Source organism: Albimonas pacifica (assembly GCF_900113695.1).
GTDB lineage: Bacteria > Pseudomonadota > Alphaproteobacteria > Rhodobacterales > Rhodobacteraceae > Albimonas > Albimonas pacifica.
In genome coordinates, this window is the sequence record NZ_FOQH01000005.1 from 62,123 (window position 1) to 79,049 (window position 16,927).

The window sequence follows — 16,927 nt, forward strand, 5'->3', positions numbered from 1 at the left end:
CGCGGACGAGCGCGACGTCCGTTGCGACGACCGCGGCGCGGCGGGACCGGCCCCGGGCGCCGGGATCGGGGCGCTGGACGGGGCGGCGCCGCTCTGCGATCACCGGGGCTCCCCGATCCCGGAACCGGAGCCCCCCCGATGACCGCCGAACGCCACCGCGAGCTCGAAGCGCGCCTCGTGCGCTACGCCGCCGTCGACACCCAGAGCGACGAGACCGCGGCCGGCTCGCCCTCGACCGAGATCCAGCTCGACCTGCAGCGGATGCTGGTCGCCGAGCTGGAGGAGATCGGGGCGCAGGAGGTGACGCTGACCCCCTACGGCGCGGTGCTGGCGACGATCCCCGCCTCGGAGGGCGTCGAGGCGCCCACGCTGGGGCTGCTCGCGCATGTCGACACCGCGCCGGCCTTCCGGGCGACCGGCGTCAAGCCGCGGGTGATCCGCAACTGGAACGGCGGGCCGATCACCTATCCCGACGCGCCCGACCTGGTGCTGAGCCCCGAGGTCTCGCCCTACCTGGCGGGCAAGGAGGGCGAAGACATCGTGGTCGCCTCCGGGACCACGCTGCTGGGGGCGGACGACAAGGCGGGGGTGGCGATCATCATGACCGCCGCGCGGGCGCTGCTGGCCGATCCCGCGCGGCCCCGGCCGCGGATCCGCATCGCCTTCACCCCCGACGAGGAGATCGGGCGCGGGGTCGACGCGCGCCTGCCCAAGGACCTCGGCGCCGACTTCGCCTTCACCTTCGACGGCGCGCGCAAGGGCGAGATCGAGTTCGAGAGCTTCTCGGCCGACGCCGCCCTGGTGCGGATCGAGGGGGTGGCCACCCATCCCGGCTGGGCCAAGGACAAGCTGGTCAACGCCCTGCACCTGGCGGCGAAGATCGTGCAGACCCTGCCGCAGGCGACCCTGACGCCCGAGACGACCTCGGGCCGCGAGGGGTTCCTGCATGTCTACAAGCTCGAGGGCACGGCTGCGCAGGCCGAGATCGGCGTCATCCTGCGCGACTTCGAACTGGAGGCGCTGGAGCGTCACGGCGCCCTGCTGCGCGCGGTCTGCGAGGCGGCGCAGCTCGGCGAGCCGCGGGCCCGCATCAGCTGCGAGATCCGGCCCCAGTACCGCAACATGCGCTACTGGCTGGAGACGGACATGACGCCCGTCGAGCTCGCCCGCGCCGCCTGCCGGGCGGAGGGGATCGAGCCGGTCTCGACGCCCATCCGCGGCGGCACCGACGGCTCGCGCCTGACGGAGATGGGGGTTCCGACGCCGAACCTCTTCACCGGCATGACCGAGATCCACGGGCCGCTGGAGTGGATCAGCGTCCAGGACATGGCCGCCGCGACCGGCGTCTGCCTGCGGCTCGCGGAGCTGGCGGCGGGCGCCGCCGCCGACTGACCGCCCTCCCGCCGCGGCGCGCCCCCGCCCGCCGCCGGCCCCGCGGCTGCCCCATGCGCCCCCGGGAGCGCCTGTTCTCCGGAGCCGTCTCTCGCGGATGCCGATCAGAGCGACTCGTCCCGGCCGGTCAAGGATCGCGAAGCGACCGCGCCTGCGCGGCTCGTCCTTGACCGGCCGGGGCGAGTCGCTCAGGCATCCATCGGCGAGAGACGGCTCCGGGGAACAGGCGCGGGCGCATTGTTCTTGGGTGAGTCAGGAGCCTGCCGGAGGCTCCCCCGCCAGCCCGTCCCTCGTCGCTTCTCCCCCCACGCGACGCAGCCAAGCCCGCCCGCAGGGCGCCTGTAGTCCGCCCGCCCCGCCAGGGGCGGTCTTGCCCGCTTGGGTCCGGGGGGCTCGACGTTCCCGGCGCCCCGGGTCGCAGGCGCCTTGCTGCCATGCAGCATCTGCAAGGCGGGACTGCGTGCGGATGCGAAATCGTCGCGTGCGGCGGCCGGCGCGGGCGGGCAGGATGGGGGCGAACGGCGGGGCCGGGGCGCGAGTCGCCTGGGCCCCGCCGCATCCGTTTCCGCGGCGCCGCCCCCCGCTTCGCGCCGCAAGCCGAAAGGTCCGGTCTTGTCCTCCCCTGCGACCGTCGCGCGCGGCGGGCTCGTGATGCTGGCGCTCGCTCTCGGCGGGTTCTCCATCGGCGTCGCCGAGTTCGCCTCGATGAGCCTCGTGCCCTTCTTCTCCGCCGAGTTCGGCATCGCCGAGACCCAGGCCGGCCACGCCATCTCGGCCTATGCGCTGGGCGTGTGCGTCGGCGCCCCCGTCCTGACCGTGATGGCCGCGCGCATCGCGCGGCGCACGATCCTGGTGGGGCTGATGGCGCTCTTCGCGCTTGCCAACGGCGCCTCGGGCCTGGTCGAGGGCTACCCGGCCTTCGTCGCCTCGCGCTTCGTCGCGGGCCTGCCGCACGGGGCCTACCTGGGCGCGGCGGCGCTGATGGCGGCCTCGATGGTCGCGCCCAACCGCCGGGGGCAGGCGGTGGCGCGGGTGCTGCTGGGGCTGGCCATCGCCACCATCGTGGGCGTGCCGCTCGCCAACGCGCTCGGGCAGGGCTTCGGCTGGCGCTGGGCCTTCGCCATGGTGGCGGGGCTGGCGGCGGCGTCGGCCGGGCTGCTGACCTGGCTCGCGCCCGAGCAGCGCCCGGACGCGGGCGCGAGCCCGCTGCGCGAGCTGGGCGCGCTGCGCAGACGGCAGGTCTGGCTGACGCTGGGCATGGGGGCGATCGGCTTCGCGGGGATGTTCTGCGTCTACACCTACCTCGGCTCGATCGTGATCGAGCATGCGGGCGCCCCGGCCTCCTGGCTGCCGGGGCTGCTGGCGGTGTTCGGGGCGGGGATGACGGCGGGCTCGATGGCCGGGGGCTGGGCGGCGGACCGGGCGATGACGCCCGCGATCGTGGCGACCATGCTGGCCAGCACCGTCGCGATGCTGATCTTCGCGGCCGTCGCCGACGACGTGGCGCTGATGATGCCGGCGGTGTTCCTGGTGGGGCTCGGCTGCGCGCTGTCGCCGATCCTGCAGACGCGGCTGATGAACGTGGCGGGCGACGCGCAGATGCTGGCCGCGGCGCTCAATCACTCCGCCTTCAACGCCGCCAACGCGCTGGGGCCCTGGCTGGGCGGGCTGGCGCTGGCGGCGGGCTACGGCTGGGCCTCGGTCGGCGTGGTGGGCGCGGCGCTCTCGGCCGGGGGGCTCGTGTTCGTGGCGCTGGCGGTCCTCGACGAGGCCTCGCGCCGGCGCTGGCAGGGCCGGGTGGCCTAGGCTTCCAGCGCGCCCGCGATCGCGGGGTGCAGGGCGCGGAAGCGTCCGCGCCGCTCGGCCATGCGGGCGACGAGCGCGGGCTCGGGGGCGATGACCTCCGCCGGCTCGGGGGGCGCGCAGACCGCGGTCGCCTCGGCGCCGGTCGCGGCGCAGAGGCCGAGGCGCGCGGCGCCCAGCGCCGCCCCGAAGTCGCCCGCGGGCGGCAGGGTCAGGGGGCGATCGAGCGCCGCGGCCACGATCCTGAGCCACAGGCGCGAGCGGGCGCCCCCGCCCACGGCCCAGGCGCTTTCGAAATCGGTGCCCGCCGCGCCCAGCGCCGCCTGGCAGTCGGCGAAGGCCAGGGCCACGCCCTCGAGCACCGCCCGCGTCAGATCCGCCCGGGACGACGCCCGGGCCAGTCCCGCGAAGGCCCCGCGGGCGGCGGGGTCGTTGTGGGGCGTGCGCTCGCCGGAGAGGTAGGGGAGGAACAGCGCCTCGCTCGGCGCGGCCCCGGACGTGTCGGCGGCCTCGGCCTCGGCGATCAGGTCCGCGGCGGGGGTCGCCGTGATCGCGGACAGCCACTCCAGCGCGTCGGCGGCGGCGAGGATCACGCCCATCTGGTGCCACAGGCCCGGGGCCGCGTGGCAGAAGGCGTGGACCGCGCCGGCGGTGTTGGGGCGGAAGGCGTCGCCCGCGACGAACAGCACGCCCGAGGTGCCCAGCGACACGAACGCGGTCCCCGGCGCGAGCGCCCCCACCCCGCAGGCCGCGGCGGCGTTGTCGCCGCCCCCGCCGGCCACCACCGGCGCCCCGGTCATGCCCCAGCGGGCGCGGAGCTCGGGGCGCAGGCGGCCCGAGACCTCGGACCCCTCGACCAGCGCCGGCATGTGGGAGCGGTCGAGCCCGGTCGCCCCCAGCAGGTCGTCCGACCAGTCGCGGGCGGCCACGTCCAGCCACAGCGTGCCGGAGGCGTCGGACATGTCCGAGACCGCCTCGCCGGTCAGCGCCAGGCGCACGTAGTCCTTGGGCAGCAGGATGCGCCGGGTCGCCTCGAACAGCCCGGGCTCCTCCCGCGCCAGCCAGGCGGCCTTGGGCGCGGTGAAGCCCGGCATCACCAGGTTGCCGCCGATGCCGCGGAAGTCGGCGGCCGCGTCCAGCGCCGCGCAGTCGGGGGCCGAGCGCATGTCGTTCCACAGGATCGCGGGGCGCAGCGGCCGGTCGTCGGCCCCCAGGAACGTGGCCCCGTGCATCTGGCCCGACAGGCCGATGCCCTCGACCGCCGCCATCCCGGCGGGATGGTCCGCGGCCAGCGCGTCGAGCGCGGCCCAGCAGGCGTCGATCCAGTCCTGCGGCGCCTGCTCGGACCACCCCGGCGCGGGGCGCGAGACCGCCAGCGGCGCGGAGCGCGAGGCGATCACCGCTCCGTCCGCGTCCATCAGCGCCGCCTTCGCCGAAGAGGTGCCGAGGTCGAGGCCGAGGTAGGTCATCGCAGGGTCTCCGGAGGGGGCGTGAAACGCGGGGGCCCTTCCCATCCCCCGGGCGGGGAGGCGAGGTCAAGGCCGCGCGCGGCCCAGGGCCCCCGCGGCCGCGCGGGCATGGACCTGCGCGCCGGCTCGTGCCACCCTGTGCGGGTCGCGCGACGCGGCCGGGGAGCAGCGCTCCGGGCAGGTCACGGGAGAGGCCCATGAGCGGGACCGCCGACTCCGATCTCGAAGCGAAGGTCAAACCCAAGGCGCAGCGTCCGCGGCTTTGGAAGGTGATCCTGCTCAACGACGACTTCACCCCGCGCGAATTCGTCACCGCCGTGCTCAAGAGCGTGTTCCGCCTGACCGAGGACCAGGCCTGGCGGGTGATGATCACGGCCCACCAGAAGGGCGTCTGCGTGGTCGCCGTCTACACCCGCGAGGTCGCCGAGACCAAGGCCGCCGACGCCAACGAGGCCGGCCGCGCCAACGGCTTCCCCCTGCGCTTCACCACCGAACCCGAGGACTGACCCGAGGACTGACCCGAGGACCGGCCCGAGGACTGAGGCGCCGCGGCGCCGGGGCCCCCGCAGGGGCGACCGCGCGCCCGGTCAGGACACCTGCTCGCCGACCCCGCGCCGGGGGGGCAGGGGATTCGGCGGGCGGCCCTGGGGCGTGCGGGCCGCGGGCTTCGCAGGGGCCTGGCGCGCCCGCTCGCGCGCGGGCAGGCGGGCGGGGACGTCGGTCATCTCGTCGACGATGCGGCGCACGATGGGGGCGGCCTCGGCCTCGGTCATCCCCGGCTGGAGGCGCGGGTCGTAGAGGATCCGCAAGAGGTCCGCGTCATGCTCGGTCATGAAGGCGAACTCCTCGTCGTCGTTGAAGATCGAGGGCCGCACGGTCGCGTCGTCGTTGGGCAGGCCCAGCGCCTGCACCACCTCCTCGTCGAGGCAGGAGTCGCGCAGCAGGTCGGGCAGCTCGTCGCGGATCCCGATCATCGCGGCCGTGTTCCAGCGCCCGTCGCCGCCCCGGTAGGTGGTGGCGTAGCAGACCACCCAGAGCTGCGAGGCCCAGGCGTCGAACATCTGGAGCTGCGCGTCCGAATAGCGCGTCCCCAGCGCCGCGCGCATCCGCGGGCGCGAGTCGGGGCCGAGGTACATGATCGTCATGCGTGCGGTCTCGCCCGTCCCGGCCTCGCGCACCTCGAGGCCCGTCGCCTGGGCGATCCGGGCGCCCAGCGTCTCCATCCGGGCGCGGTCCGAGGGGCGGACCTCGCCCAGCATCCGCCAGGTGAGGTCGCCGCGCCACTTCGACAGCGGGCGCTCGTCGAGGATGTCGCCGGCGTCGGGAAACTCGGTGCGGAAGGCGATCAGGCGGAAGTTCCGCTCCAGGTCGCGGCGGTCGTAGGGGGCGTCTGCGGGGGCGATGTCGGTGCGCAGCCAGCCCTTGGCCAGCAGCGAGGCCTGCATCTCGGCGAAATGACGCTCCGGATCGGGCTGCGCGCAGCCCGCCGCCAGCAGCGCCAGCCCCCCGAGCGCCCCCCGGCGCAGCCCGCGCCTCATCCCGAGGCCCCGGCCCGCGCGGCGGCCAGCGGCGAGAGGCCGTCGAGGCGGGGCCCGGGGCCGATCTCGTCGACGATCTCGCGCACGATGGGCATGCCGACCTCGGCGGTCATGCCCGCCCGCAGCCGCGGATCGTAGAGGATCCGCAGCAGCAGCTCGTCATGTCGGGTCAGGAGGGCGAACTCCTGGTCGTCGTTGAAGATCGAGGGCCGGGCGTCGCCGTCGTCGTTGAGCAGGCCCATGGTCTGGGCCAGCTCCTCGTGGATGCAGCTCTGGCGCAGGACGCCCCTGGTCTCGGACTTGATGACGATGGTGGCCTTGTTGCGCCACTTGCCCCCCTCGCGCGTGCGGCCGACCTGGCCGACGCAGGGATAGAGGTCGTTGCGCGCCCATTCGCGCATCAGCGGCATCCGCGCGCCGGAGCCGTCCGCGTCGATCTTCTCGACGAAGGCCGCGCGCAGCGCCGGGGTGGCGATCATGATCAGGATGTCGGGGTCGACGTCGGTCTCGATGAAGTCGAGGCCGGTGAGCCGCGACAGCCGGCCCGTGTAGCCGCGGTAGTCGTCGAAATCGCGCGGGGTCGCCCCGTCGCCGGTGAGCTGCCAGCGCACCGGCCCGTCCCATTTGACCAGGGAGACGGGGGTGGATTTCTGCACCAGCCGCTCGCCGTCCTCGAACTCCATGTGGAAGGCGATGCGCTCGAAGTCGCGGGCGAGGTCGGCGTTGGTGAAGGGCGCGTCGGCGGGATCGTACTCGGTGCGCATCAGGCCGGCGGCGGCGTAGCGCTCCAGCGCCTGCGAATAGAGCTGTTCGGTGGTGAAGGCGCAGCCGGAGGCCAGCGCCGCGGCGGCCAGCGCGCCGAGCGCCGCCAGACGGCGGCGGGCGGAGAGGAGGGGGGCGACACCGGGGATGGCGGCAAGTCGCGGCATGCGCTCGGCTCCTTCTGCGTCGGGCGTTCGCGACGAGGACTTGGTTCGTTCTAACGCGGCCCGCCGCCCGCCGCCATGCCGCGAAGCCGCGCATCACGCGCCGGCGAGGGGGCGCGGCAGGGCCGCTACAGGCGCCGCAGGGGCAGCCCGCGGCCGGCCCGGGACCGGGCGACGGAGGGCGCCGCCGGGCAGGGCGCGGGTCACGGGCGGGGGCGCGTCGGCGGCGGCCCGAGCGACGGGCGCACGGGCGGGCCGGGGCGGGGCCCCGGCGCATCGAGCCTCGCCGCGACCGGATCTGCGCCGAAGGCGCCGGCGGGGCCTGGCCTGCGCCGAAGGCGCCGCGCGCGGCGCGGGCTTCGCCGGGCGACGGAGCCGGCTCCGCCGTCGCGCAGCCCCTGGGCCGAGCCGGTCCGCCTGCGCGCGGCCCCGGGACGCAGGCGGCGCTTGCCCGGGGCGGCTGGGGCGTTAGGCTCGCCGCCATGCACAGCTCGCTCCCTTCCCCCGACCTCGCCCCTGTCCCGCGCCCCGCGCGCCTGCGCCCGGCGGGCGCGCTGCGCAGGCTCCTCGCGGCGGGGGCGCTGGCGCTGGCGGCGGGCTGCGCCTCCGGCGGCGCGCCGGATGCGGGGCTGCCGGAGGGCGCGCGGCTGGTCGAGCTGCCCTCGGGCCGACCGCTCGACGGCCTGCCGGCGCTGGTCGAGCGGGCGCGCGGCGTCGACCTGCTGGTGGTCGGCGAGATCCACGACGACCCGGCCCACCAGCGCCTCCAGGCCGCGCTGGCCGCGGCGCTGGGGGTCGAGGCGCTGGCGCTGGAGATGGTCCCGCAGGAGGTCGAGCCTGCGCTGGCCGCGCTGCGGGCGGCCGGGAGCCCCGACGCGGAGCTGCGCGCCGCCGCGCGATGGGACGACTACGCCCCCTGGCACGGCGTGCTCGACGCGGTCCCCCGGGCGGAGGTCGCCGGCGGCGGCGTCCCGCGCGCGGCGCTGCGCCAGGCGATGGGCGAGGGCGTCGCCGCGGCCTTCGGCGAGGGGGCGGCGCGCTACGGGCTCGACGCCCCGCTCCCCCCCGCGGAACAGGCGGCGCTGGAGGTGGAGCTCGACCGCTCGCACTGCGGGGCGCTGCCGGCGGAGATGCTGGCCCCGATGGTCGAGGCCCAGCGCCTGCGCGACGCCCGCTTCGCCGAGGCGCTGCTGCGCGTGCGCGAGCGGGCCGGCGGGGCGCAGGCGATGCTGGTCACCGGCAACGGCCATGCCCGCCGCGACCGCGGCGTGCCCTGGGTGCTGGCGGACGCGGCGCCCGGGCTCTCCACCCTCGCGATCCTCCAGGCGGAGTGGGCGCAGGACGCGCCCGGCGACGTCGACGCGGCCCTGGCGCCGTGGCGGCGGGCGGACGGAAGCCTGCCCTACGACCTCGCCGTGATCTCGACCGCCCCGACGGGGCGCGAGGATCCCTGCGCCCGGTTCCGCAGCCAGGGGTGAGGGCCGGCCTGCGCGGGACCGGGGGCGGGAGGACGGGGATCAGCCGAACAGGAAGTCGGCGACGTCGAGCGCGCCCGCCTTCACGTCGTCGAGGATCACCACGCCGCCCTTGTGCTCGATCACCGCGTCGCCCTTGCGGGTCGAGATGTCGAGCTGCTTGAAACGGGCGACGTCCTCGAAGACCAGGCGGTCCTTGCCGGCGAAGTCCATCACCTTGTCCTTGCCGTCGCCCTTGCCGAAGACGAAGAAGTCGCGGCCCGCGCCGCCCCAGAGCTTGTCGGCGTCGGCGCCGCCGTCGAGCCGGTCGTTCCCCTCGCCGCCGACCAGCCGGTCCTTGCCCGCGCCGCCCGAGAGCTGGTCCTTGCCCGCGTCGCCCCACAGGCGGTCCTTGTCCGCGCCCGCGTCGAGCCGGTCGGCGCCCTCGCCGCCGCGGAGCTGGTCGGCGCCCTCGCCGCCGAACAGGAAGTCGGCCTCCGAGTCGCCCCACAGCCGGTCGCGCCCGGCCGCGCCCAGCAGCCGGTCGGCGCCCTCGCCGCCCCAGAGCCGGCCGTCGGAGGCGTCGGCGAGCGCGAGCTCGTCGTCGCCGGCGCCGCCGTAGAGCGAATCGAGCCCGCCGCCGCCCTCGAGCACGTCGTCGCCGGCGCCGCCCTCGATCACGTCGTTCCCGGCGCCGCCGCGGGCCAGGTCGTTCCCCTCGCCGCCCAGGATGCGGTCGTCGCCCTCGCCGCCGTCGAGCGAGTCGTCGCCGGTCCCGCCGTCGAGCCGGTCGTGGCCCGCGCCGCCCTCGATCCGGTCGGCGCCCGCGTCGCCCTGCGCGGCGTCGTCGCCGGCCTCGCCGTAGAGGCGGTCGTCGCCGTCGCCCCCGCGCAGGTCGTCGTCGCCCGCGCCACCGGCCACCGCGTCCGCGCCGGCGTCGCCCGCGACGGTGTCGTCGCCCGCTTCGCCCATCAGACGGTCTTCGCCGTCGCCGCCGAAGATGCGGTCGTTCCCGCCGCCGCCGCGCACGGTGTCGTCGCCGCGCCCGGCCTCGATCGTGTCGTCGCCGGCCTCGGCGTAGCTGAACAGGTCGTGGCCGTCGGCGTCGGCGCGCGCCGCCATCAGCAGCACCTCGTCGCCCTTCGCCACGGCGGCGAGGTCGGTGATCTCGGCCCCCCAGCCGGCGCGATGGGTCTCGATCAGGTCGAGCCGGCCGCCCGCGGCGATCTCGTAGACGCGCAGCCGGTCCTCCTCGGCGGCGAAGAGCAGGGAGCGCCCGTCGAGCTCCGCCGTCTCCAGCGCCAGCGCGCCCTCGGTCGAGCCGACGCGCACGAGCTGCCCCGCCGCGGTCAGGCGGTAGGCGACCAGCTTCTCCGGCCCGGCGGCGAAGACCAGGACCTCGCCGCCCGCGGTCGCCACGGCCAGGTCCTCGACCTCGGTCAGGTCGAAGCGGCTCTCGCCGTCGCGGGCGCTGCGCAGCTGGACGCGGGTCGGGGCCGAGGCGCCGACGCGCCAGACCGAGACCTCGCCCTCGTCGCGCGCCGCGATCACCGCGTAGCGCTGGCCGCCCACGGTGGCGAGCGCGGCGGCCGAGACCTCGCCGACCTCCAGCCGGCCGTCGTCGGCGGTGCGCTGCACGACCTCGAGCTCGCCCGCGCGCAGGCGCAGCACGCTCACGCCCCCTTCCTCGCCGCCGGCGACCAGGATGCGCAGCTCGCCCCCCATCTCGAACGGGACCACCGCGCCGGGGCGCAGCAGGCCGTTGCCCCAGTCCCAGTCGATCCGGTCGAGGAGCTGCGGCGCGCCGGAGGCGTCGAGCGTGGCGATCGAGACGCCCAGACCCGCGGTGATCAGGTAGTCCTGCCCGCCGAAGCGCGCCGAGGCCAGCGTCGGCGCGCCGGTCAGCAGGTCGTCGAGCCCGTACCACATGGCGTCCTGCGACCAGACCTGGGTCAGGCCCTCGGCGTCCGCGTCGAGCCGCCAGGCCTGGGCGCCGCCGGCGCCGCGGCCCGAGGCGGCGGCGTAGGCGTGGATCTCGCCGCCCAGCGTGACCAGCGTCATCTCGCCCGGCCGGCGGGCCTCGGCGCCGCCGTCGCGATCCTCGAGCCGCAGCTCGAAGCCGCCCTCGCCCGCCTTGTCGCCGTAGATCGTGTCGGCGCCGTCGGTGCCCCGCAGGGACTGCGTGCCGTTGCCGCCGAACAGAGTCCGGCCCTTGGTCGTCGCGCTCATCCTCGCCCCCACCCCTGGAAGCCGGGGATCATTCCCCGGGGGATGGCATAGGCGGCGGCGAGTATTCGCTAAGTGAAAGCTGCTGGTTAAGCGGAATTGTTTTGGATTACGGTTCCGTATATCGGGCGTAGGGGGCTTGGATATTAAGGTGGACGGACCGTAATGATGTCTGGTTGATCAGATGTTTTCAATAGCGGTTAGGCGCAGATGTGCAAAACCGGTTGCCGGGGCGTTGGGAAAATCGGTTTCCAGGTCGTGAACCGGTCGGGGCCGCCGGGGGGGGCGCCGGCGGGCGCGGCTCCGGGCGCGGCTGCCGGCGCGTCGGGGCGGGTCAGCCGGCCTTGCGGATCACGAAGCGGCGCCCGCCCCCCGGCGCCGGCGCGTCCGAGAGCAGGGCGTGCCCCTCCTCGGCGCAGAAATTCGGCAGGTCGATCGCGGCCATCGGGTCGTCCGCCACGATCGCCAGCACCGCCCCCGCCGGCAGCCCGGCCAGGCGCTTGCGCGCGCGCAGCACCGGCAGGGGGCAGATCAGGCCGAGGGCGTCGATCTCGAGATCGGGGACGGGCAGGGGGTCGGGGGACATGGGCGGGCTCCGGCGGACGGGACAGGGGCTAACCTTCCCCGCGGCCCGGGGCAAGACGCCGCCCCTCGCTTGCGCCGCCCGCGCGCCGACCCTAGGGTCCGGGGCCCGAGACGAACCGTCGACGCCATGCCCTTCTCGCCCTCCCGCCGCTCCCGCCGTTCCGCCGCCCGCCGCTCCGGCGCGGCGCTGGCGATCCTCGCCGCGCTGGCGGCCGCGCCCGCCGCGGCGCAGGCGGCCGACCCCGCCGCGGCCGAGGCGCCCGCGCGCGACCCCCGCCCGCAGGCGCATGCCTACACCGTGGTGGACGGGCGCACGATCCCCGCGCCGCTGGGCGGGGCCACGGGCGACGCCGAGCGGGGGCGGGCGATCTACGCCGATCCCGCGCTGGGCGGCTGCCGGGCCTGCCACGCGGCGCCGGGCCTGCCGCAGGCGCCGATCGTGCCGCTGGCGCTGGCCGACCGCGCGCCTCGCCCGGAGCCGGAGGTCGAGCTGCCCCCCGCCCTCGACGATCCCGAAGCCGCGGCGCTGGAGGACGAGGACGGCTCCGACTCCGACAGCCGCCTCGCCCCGGAGACGGCCGCGCCCCCGCCCGAGCGCCCCGCGCCCGAGGCGGTCGCCGACGGCGGCGAGGGAGAGGCGGCCGGCGACGAGGGCGCCGGCGAAGGCGTGGACGGACCCGATCCCACGGGCGACGGCTCGGGCGGGCTCGACGCCGCGGCGGCGGCGCTGCTGCCGCTGCCGCCGGGGCCGGACCTCGACGGGGTCGCCACGCGGCTGGAGATCGGCGAGTTGCGGCTGCTGGTTATCAACCCGCGGATCGCGCGGGCGGGGTCTCGGATGCCGGCCTATCACACGATCTCGCTGTCCCAGGCCGCCCTGACCCCGGCGCTGCGCCAGCCCTGGCTGAGCGCGCAGGAGATCGAGGACGTGGTCGCCTACCTCGCCACGCTCGACGGCTCCGCGGCGACCGGGGCGGCGCCCGCGTCCGCCGAGCAGGAGGCCGCCGCGACGCCGGGCGGGGCCGCGGGCACGGATGCGGCCGCGCCCGCGCCCGAGGCGCCGCCGGCCGCGCCCGCGCCGGAAGCGGCGCCCGCCGCGGAGGCCCCGGCCGACGACGCGCCCGCCGCGGAGGCCCCGGCCGAGACGCCCGCCGCGCAGGCGCCCGCGGGCGGCGGCGGTCCGGAGGCGGAGGCCCCGACCGCACGAGAGACGCCCGCCGCGCCCCGGCCGGAGGCGGAGGCCGCGCCTGTGGAGGCGGGCGGCGCGGACGCCTCCGCAGACACGGCGAAGTGAGCGGGGGCGACGCGGCGCCCGGTCGACGCGGCCGGCCCGAGGGGGCAGAAGGACGCTCGCCCGCCCTCGATCGAGACCCCGCACAGGGAGCCCCGCGCGCCGCATGACCGACATCGGACTGCTCGCCGCCTTCTTCGGCGGCCTCCTCAGCTTCCTGTCGCCCTGCGTGCTGCCGCTGGCGCCGCCCTACCTCGCGTTCATGGCGGGCTCGACCCTCGACAAGCTGACGGGGGAGGAGGAGCAGGCCGACGCGGCGCTGGCGCGGCGGGTGTTCATCTCGTCGCTGTTCTTCGTCGCGGGGCTTGGGACGGTGTTCGTGGCGCTGGGGGCGGGGGCGAGCCTGGTGGGCCAGACCCTGCAGTCCTGGCGCTACGAGTTCGGGATCGCCGCGGGCTTCGTGATCTACGTGATGGGCCAGCATTTCATCGGCTTCCGCCGCGCGCCGCTGACGGCCGCGCTGGCCATCGCCGCGGCGGCGCTGCTGGCGCTCTCGGGCGGCTGGGAGGGGTTCGTCGAACAGGCGCAGGCCCACTGGCCGGTGCTGGCGGCGCTGGCGCTGCTGGCGGCCGCGCTGCGCCTCTCGGGGATGGAGAAGATCCCGTTCCTGATGCAGGAGGCGCGCTTCGACGCCGGGGGCGCGGCGGGCAGCTTCGCGGGGGCCTACGTGATCGGGCTGGCCTTCGCCTTCGGCTGGACGCCCTGCATCGGGCCGGTGCTCGGCTCGATCCTGTTCCTCGCCGCCCAGCGCGAGACCATCGGCGAGGGCGTGGGGATGCTGGCGGTCTACGCGCTCGGCCTCGGCGTGCCCTTCATCCTCGCGGCGGCCTTCGTGCGCCCCTTCATGCGCTGGATGCGCGGCTTCCGCCGGCACCTCGGCCGGGTCGAGATGGCGATGGGCGCGCTGCTGGTCGCCGTCGGCCTGCTGATGATGACCGGCGCCTTCGAGACGCTGGCCTTCTGGCTGCTGGAGACCTTCCCCGCGCTCGCCACCATCGGCTGAGGGGCGGGGCGCGGGGCGCAGCGCTCAATCCGAGACGATCACCCGGTTGCGGCCGCTGTTCTTGGCCCGGTAGAGGGCCGCGTCGGCGCGCGCGATCAGGGCCGCCGCCCCCTCCCCCCGGCGCCATTCCGCGACGCCCAGCGAGGCGGTGACGCTGCCCAGCCGCTTGCGGGTGCCGGTGATCACGAAGGCGCGGGCGGCGAGCTCCTGGCGGATGCGCTCGGCCACGTGGCGGGCGCCCAGACGCTCGGTCCGGGGCAGGACCAGCGCGAATTCCTCCCCGCCGAAGCGGGCGGCGGTGTCCTTGCCCTGCACGTTCTGGCGCAGCAGGCGGGCGAACTGCTTGAGCACCGAATCCCCCACCGCGTGGCCGAAGCCGTCGTTGATCCGCTTGAAGTGGTCGAGGTCGCAGATCACCAGGCTCAGCGGCCCGCGCTCGGGCGCCTCGTGGATGGCGAGCTCCAGCGCGGCGTCGAAGCGGCGGCGGTTGGCGAGGCCGGTCAGGTGGTCGATGTAGGACCGCTCCCGCAGGTCCTGCAGCTCGTCCTGGAGGTCGGAGATCTGGGCGCGCGCGGCGGCCAGCTCGGCGTCGTGCCCCTCGACCTGCTGGGCGTAGCGGGTGGTCAGGTCGATCAGGTCGCGGATCGTCTGGCGCACGGTGCCGGGCCGGGCGAGGATCGACATGCCGTCGCGCGCCCGGGTCAGGTCGTAGTGGAAGGCGTCGTTGGCCGCCGAGCGGCGGGCGAGCGATTCCGACAGCAGCGCGAGCTCGAGCTCCACCTCCCGGCCGACGTCGAGGAACCGCTCCGCCTGGCCGCCGAGGGCGAGATGCGTCTCGTGCAGGCGCTCGACCGCGTCGAGGTTGGCGCCCCCGCCCTCGGGCAGCAGTGCGTCGACGGCGGCGCACAGGCGCGGGTCCTCGCCGCCGAGATAGGCGTAGAACAGTTCGAACACACGCGGGTCGGGCGGCAGGCCGCGCCGCTCCGCCTCGGCCAGGGCGCGGCGCGCCCGCTCGCCCGTGGCGGCGAGGTCGACCGGCGCGGCCGGCGCGTCGGTCTGCGTTCGCGGCTGCATCCGCTCCATCGTCACGATGCGCTCCATCCTCGGCCCGCGGGACGGACGGCGCCCGCCCCCGGAGTCCGGCGCGAGTTAGAGGGGAGTCAGGTTGGCAAAGTCTTAAGCCGGGCGCGATCGCGTTCTGACGAGGACGTGAGCGACGCGGACGGAGGGGCTGGAGCGGAGGCATGAGGCCGGTTCCGGCCCGTCGGCGCGCAGCCGGGCGGGGGCCGGCGCCGGAATGCGGAACGCCCGCGACCGGGGGGGCGCGGGCGTTCCTGCGCGGATCGGGGGGCGGCCGCGGGGGCCGCCTGCCGGTCGATCAGCCGATCAGGCCCATCTGCTCCAGCTTCAGCAGCACGGTCTGGGCGCAGTTGTCGACGTCGGTGCCCTCGGTCTCGAGCTTCAGCTCGGGCTTCTCGGGCGCCTCGTAGGGGTCGGAGATGCCGGTGAACTCCTTGATCTTCCCCTCGCGGGCCAGCTTGTAGAGGCCCTTGCGGTCGCGCTTCTCGCACTCCTCCAGGGAGGTCGCGACATGCACCTCGACGAAGGCGCCGTAGGCCTCGATCATCTCGCGCACGGCACGGCGGGTGGCCGTGTAGGGCGCGATCGGGGCGCAGAGCGCGATGCCGCCGTTCTTGGTGATCTCGGACGCGACGTAGCCGATCCGCTTGATGTTGATGTCGCGGTGCTCCTTGGAGAAGCCCAGCTCGGACGACAGGTGCTTGCGCACCACGTCGCCGTCGAGCAGCGTCACCGGGCGGCCGCCCAGCTCCATCAGCTTGACCATCAGCGCGTTCGCGATCGTCGACTTGCCAGAGCCCGAGAGGCCGGTGAGGAACACCGTGAAGCCCTGCTGGGCCCGCGGCGGACGGGTGCGGCGCAGCTCTTCGACCACCTCGGGGAAGGAGAACCACTCGGGGATGTCGAGGCCTTCCTGCAGGCGGCGGCGCAGCTCGGTGCCCGAGATGTTGAGGACGGTCACGCCCTCCTCGATCTCGTCGGCGGGCTCGTACTGGGCGCGCTCCTGCACGTAGACCATGTGCTTGAAGTCGACCATCTCGACGCCGATCTCGGCCTCGTGCTCGCGGAACAGGTCCTGGGCGTCGTAGGGGCCGTAGAAGTCCTCGCCCGCCGAGTTCTTGCCCGGGCCGGCGTGGTCGCGGCCGACGATGAAGTGGGTCACGCCGTGGTTGCGGCGGATCAGGCCGTGCCACACCGCCTCGCGGGGACCTGCCATGCGCATGGCCAGCGGCAGCAGCGACAGGTGGGTGGTGGACGCGGGATACTTGTCGAGCACCGCCTCGTAGCAGCGCACGCGGGTGAAGTGGTCGACGTCGCCCGGCTTGGTCATGCCCACGACGGGATGGATCAGCAGGTTGGCCTGGGCCTCCTTCGCGGCGCGGAAGGTCAGCTCCTGGTGGGCGCGGTGCAGCGGGTTGCGCGTCTGGAACGCCACGATCTTGCGCCAGCCCATCTTGCGGAAGTAGGCGCGCAGCTCGTTGGGCGTGTCGCGGCGCGAGCGGTAGTCGTAGTGCACCGGCTGCTGGATGCCGGTGATCGGGCCGCCCAGGTAGACGTTCCCGGCGGTGTTGTGCAGGTAGTTGACCGCCGGGTGGGCCAGGTCGTCGGCGCCGAAGACCTTCTCGGCCTCGCGCGACTTGTTGGGGACCCACTTGTCGGTCACGGACATGATCGCGAGGATCACGCCCTCGGCGTCGCGGAGCGCGATGTCCTGGCCAGGCGCGATCGTGTCGGCGAACTTGTCGTTGACATCGAGCGTGATCGGGATCGGCCACAGCGCGCCGTCGGCGGTGCGCATGTTCTCCACCACGCCGTCGTAATCGGCCTCGGTCAGGAAGCCCTTGAGCGGGTTGAAGCCGCCGTTCATCAGCAGCTCGAGGTCGCAGACCTGGCGCGCGGTGAGATCCCAGGACGGCAGCTCGGCCGCCTCCATCTTCAGCTTGGCGGCGCTGTCGTAGGAAACATAGAGCTCGGGAATGGGAGCGGTGTTCGCGGTCGTCATGTTGTCGGCTTCTCGCTTCGATCGGCGGTCATGGTGCAGGGGCCGGTTCCGCGCGCCTTCTGGACCCGGAAGGCGCGAAAGGCAACAACTCGTCGCCGGAAATGCTGCACCGCGACAATGCGCTCGACGTTGCGTCGGGCGTCGTTCATCGGCGATTT

The 16,927-nt window shown here is 75.5% G+C and carries 14 protein-coding genes; 6 read left to right on the forward strand and 8 right to left on the reverse strand.

Annotated elements, in window-relative coordinates:
* Positions 1 to 138: 138 nt before the first annotated feature.
* Positions 139 to 1,392, forward strand: coding sequence for a peptidase T (pepT, locus tag BM064_RS11390; RefSeq protein WP_092859914.1), 1,254 nt, complete (start codon positions 139 to 141; stop codon positions 1,390 to 1,392).
* A gap of 651 nt (positions 1,393 to 2,043) precedes the next feature.
* Positions 2,044 to 3,198: an MFS transporter gene (locus tag BM064_RS11395; RefSeq protein ID WP_092860332.1), complete on the forward strand. Its 1,155-nt coding sequence runs from the start codon at positions 2,044 to 2,046 to the stop codon at positions 3,196 to 3,198.
* Here the strand turns inward: BM064_RS11395 and xylB are convergent.
* On the reverse strand, positions 3,195 to 4,664 hold the full coding sequence (gene xylB / locus BM064_RS11400; protein WP_092859915.1) for a xylulokinase: 1,470 nt from the start codon (positions 4,662 to 4,664) through the stop codon (positions 3,195 to 3,197). The two genes, BM064_RS11395 and xylB, sit on opposite strands and share 4 nt — an antisense overlap.
* A 197-nt stretch (positions 4,665 to 4,861) precedes the next feature.
* Here xylB and clpS point away from each other — a divergent pair, with 197 nt between their 5' ends.
* On the forward strand, positions 4,862 to 5,170 hold the full coding sequence (clpS, locus tag BM064_RS11405; RefSeq protein ID WP_092859916.1) for an ATP-dependent Clp protease adapter ClpS: 309 nt from the start codon (positions 4,862 to 4,864) through the stop codon (positions 5,168 to 5,170).
* An 81-nt stretch (positions 5,171 to 5,251) separates the two neighbouring features.
* Here clpS and BM064_RS11410 read toward each other — a convergent pair whose 3' ends face one another.
* Entirely contained in the window at positions 5,252 to 6,202 is a 951-nt protein-coding gene (locus BM064_RS11410; RefSeq protein WP_092859917.1) for a DUF2927 domain-containing protein, read from the reverse strand.
* A complete protein-coding gene (locus BM064_RS11415) occupies positions 6,199 to 7,131 on the reverse strand; it encodes a DUF2927 domain-containing protein (protein ID WP_092859918.1) in 933 nt (310 codons plus the stop codon). Before BM064_RS11415 ends, BM064_RS11410 begins: the two co-directional genes overlap by 4 nt.
* A gap of 479 nt (positions 7,132 to 7,610) precedes the next feature.
* Here BM064_RS11415 and BM064_RS11420 point away from each other — a divergent pair, with 479 nt between their 5' ends.
* Positions 7,611 to 8,606: a ChaN family lipoprotein gene (locus BM064_RS11420; RefSeq protein WP_092859919.1), complete on the forward strand. Its 996-nt coding sequence runs from the start codon at positions 7,611 to 7,613 to the stop codon at positions 8,604 to 8,606.
* 39 nt (positions 8,607 to 8,645) lie between these two features.
* On the opposite strand, the gene BM064_RS11425 is transcribed toward BM064_RS11420, so the two are convergent.
* Positions 8,646 to 10,811 (reverse strand): calcium-binding protein, encoded by a 2,166-nt coding sequence (locus BM064_RS11425; protein WP_092859920.1) that lies wholly within the window; start codon positions 10,809 to 10,811, stop codon positions 8,646 to 8,648.
* A 331-nt stretch (positions 10,812 to 11,142) separates the two neighbouring features.
* The gene (locus BM064_RS11430; protein WP_092859921.1) at positions 11,143 to 11,394 is read right to left on the reverse strand and encodes a sulfurtransferase TusA family protein; all 252 of its coding nucleotides are present in this window, start codon (positions 11,392 to 11,394) and stop codon (positions 11,143 to 11,145) included.
* Between the two features lie 126 nt (positions 11,395 to 11,520).
* On the opposite strand from BM064_RS11430, the gene BM064_RS11435 reads away from it, so the two are divergent.
* Both BM064_RS11435 and BM064_RS11440 read left to right on the forward strand, forming a co-directional pair.
* Complete coding sequence (locus BM064_RS11435) at positions 11,521 to 12,687, forward strand: cytochrome c family protein (protein WP_092859922.1); 1,167 nt, start codon at positions 11,521 to 11,523, stop codon at positions 12,685 to 12,687.
* Positions 12,688 to 12,790: 103 nt separating this feature from the next.
* Entirely contained in the window at positions 12,791 to 13,687 is an 897-nt protein-coding gene (locus tag BM064_RS11440; RefSeq protein WP_092859923.1) for a cytochrome c biogenesis CcdA family protein, read from the forward strand.
* Positions 13,688 to 13,711: 24 nt separating this feature from the next.
* Here the strand turns inward: BM064_RS11440 and BM064_RS11445 are convergent, their stop codons facing one another.
* The 3 genes from BM064_RS11445 to BM064_RS27430 all read right to left on the reverse strand — a co-directional run bounded on the left by BM064_RS11445 (position 13,712) and on the right by BM064_RS27430 (position 16,918).
* On the reverse strand, positions 13,712 to 14,788 hold the full coding sequence (locus tag BM064_RS11445) for a GGDEF domain-containing protein (RefSeq protein WP_092859924.1): 1,077 nt from the start codon (positions 14,786 to 14,788) through the stop codon (positions 13,712 to 13,714).
* Positions 14,789 to 15,065: 277 nt separating this feature from the next.
* Positions 15,066 to 16,769 carry a bifunctional sulfate adenylyltransferase/adenylylsulfate kinase gene (locus tag BM064_RS11450; RefSeq protein WP_092859925.1) on the reverse strand — a complete coding sequence of 568 codons (1,704 nt, stop codon included), beginning with the start codon at positions 16,767 to 16,769 and terminating at the stop codon, positions 15,066 to 15,068.
* On the reverse strand, positions 16,766 to 16,918 hold the full coding sequence (locus BM064_RS27430) for a hypothetical protein (RefSeq protein WP_177236222.1): 153 nt from the start codon (positions 16,916 to 16,918) through the stop codon (positions 16,766 to 16,768). Before BM064_RS27430 ends, BM064_RS11450 begins: the two co-directional genes overlap by 4 nt.
* Positions 16,919 to 16,927: the final 9 nt, after the last annotated feature.

Coding starts and splice junctions, on each gene's coding strand:
- BM064_RS11415 (WP_092859918.1), bottom strand. CDS start 7,131: ATGCCGCGACTTGCCGCCATCCCCGGTGTCGCCCCCCTCCTCTCCGCC.
- pepT (WP_092859914.1), top strand. CDS start 139: ATGACCGCCGAACGCCACCGCGAGCTCGAAGCGCGCCTCGTGCGCTAC.
- BM064_RS11425 (WP_092859920.1), bottom strand. CDS start 10,811: ATGAGCGCGACGACCAAGGGCCGGACTCTGTTCGGCGGCAACGGCACG.
- BM064_RS11435 (WP_092859922.1), top strand. CDS start 11,521: ATGCCCTTCTCGCCCTCCCGCCGCTCCCGCCGTTCCGCCGCCCGCCGC.
- BM064_RS11430 (WP_092859921.1), bottom strand. CDS start 11,394: ATGTCCCCCGACCCCCTGCCCGTCCCCGATCTCGAGATCGACGCCCTC.
- BM064_RS11445 (WP_092859924.1), bottom strand. CDS start 14,788: ATGGAGCGCATCGTGACGATGGAGCGGATGCAGCCGCGAACGCAGACC.
- xylB (WP_092859915.1), bottom strand. CDS start 4,664: ATGACCTACCTCGGCCTCGACCTCGGCACCTCTTCGGCGAAGGCGGCG.
- BM064_RS11410 (WP_092859917.1), bottom strand. CDS start 6,202: ATGAGGCGCGGGCTGCGCCGGGGGGCGCTCGGGGGGCTGGCGCTGCTG.
- BM064_RS11450 (WP_092859925.1), bottom strand. CDS start 16,769: ATGACGACCGCGAACACCGCTCCCATTCCCGAGCTCTATGTTTCCTAC.
- BM064_RS27430 (WP_177236222.1), bottom strand. CDS start 16,918: ATGAACGACGCCCGACGCAACGTCGAGCGCATTGTCGCGGTGCAGCAT.
- BM064_RS11420 (WP_092859919.1), top strand. CDS start 7,611: ATGCACAGCTCGCTCCCTTCCCCCGACCTCGCCCCTGTCCCGCGCCCC.
- BM064_RS11440 (WP_092859923.1), top strand. CDS start 12,791: ATGACCGACATCGGACTGCTCGCCGCCTTCTTCGGCGGCCTCCTCAGC.
- BM064_RS11395 (WP_092860332.1), top strand. CDS start 2,044: ATGCTGGCGCTCGCTCTCGGCGGGTTCTCCATCGGCGTCGCCGAGTTC.
- clpS (WP_092859916.1), top strand. CDS start 4,862: ATGAGCGGGACCGCCGACTCCGATCTCGAAGCGAAGGTCAAACCCAAG.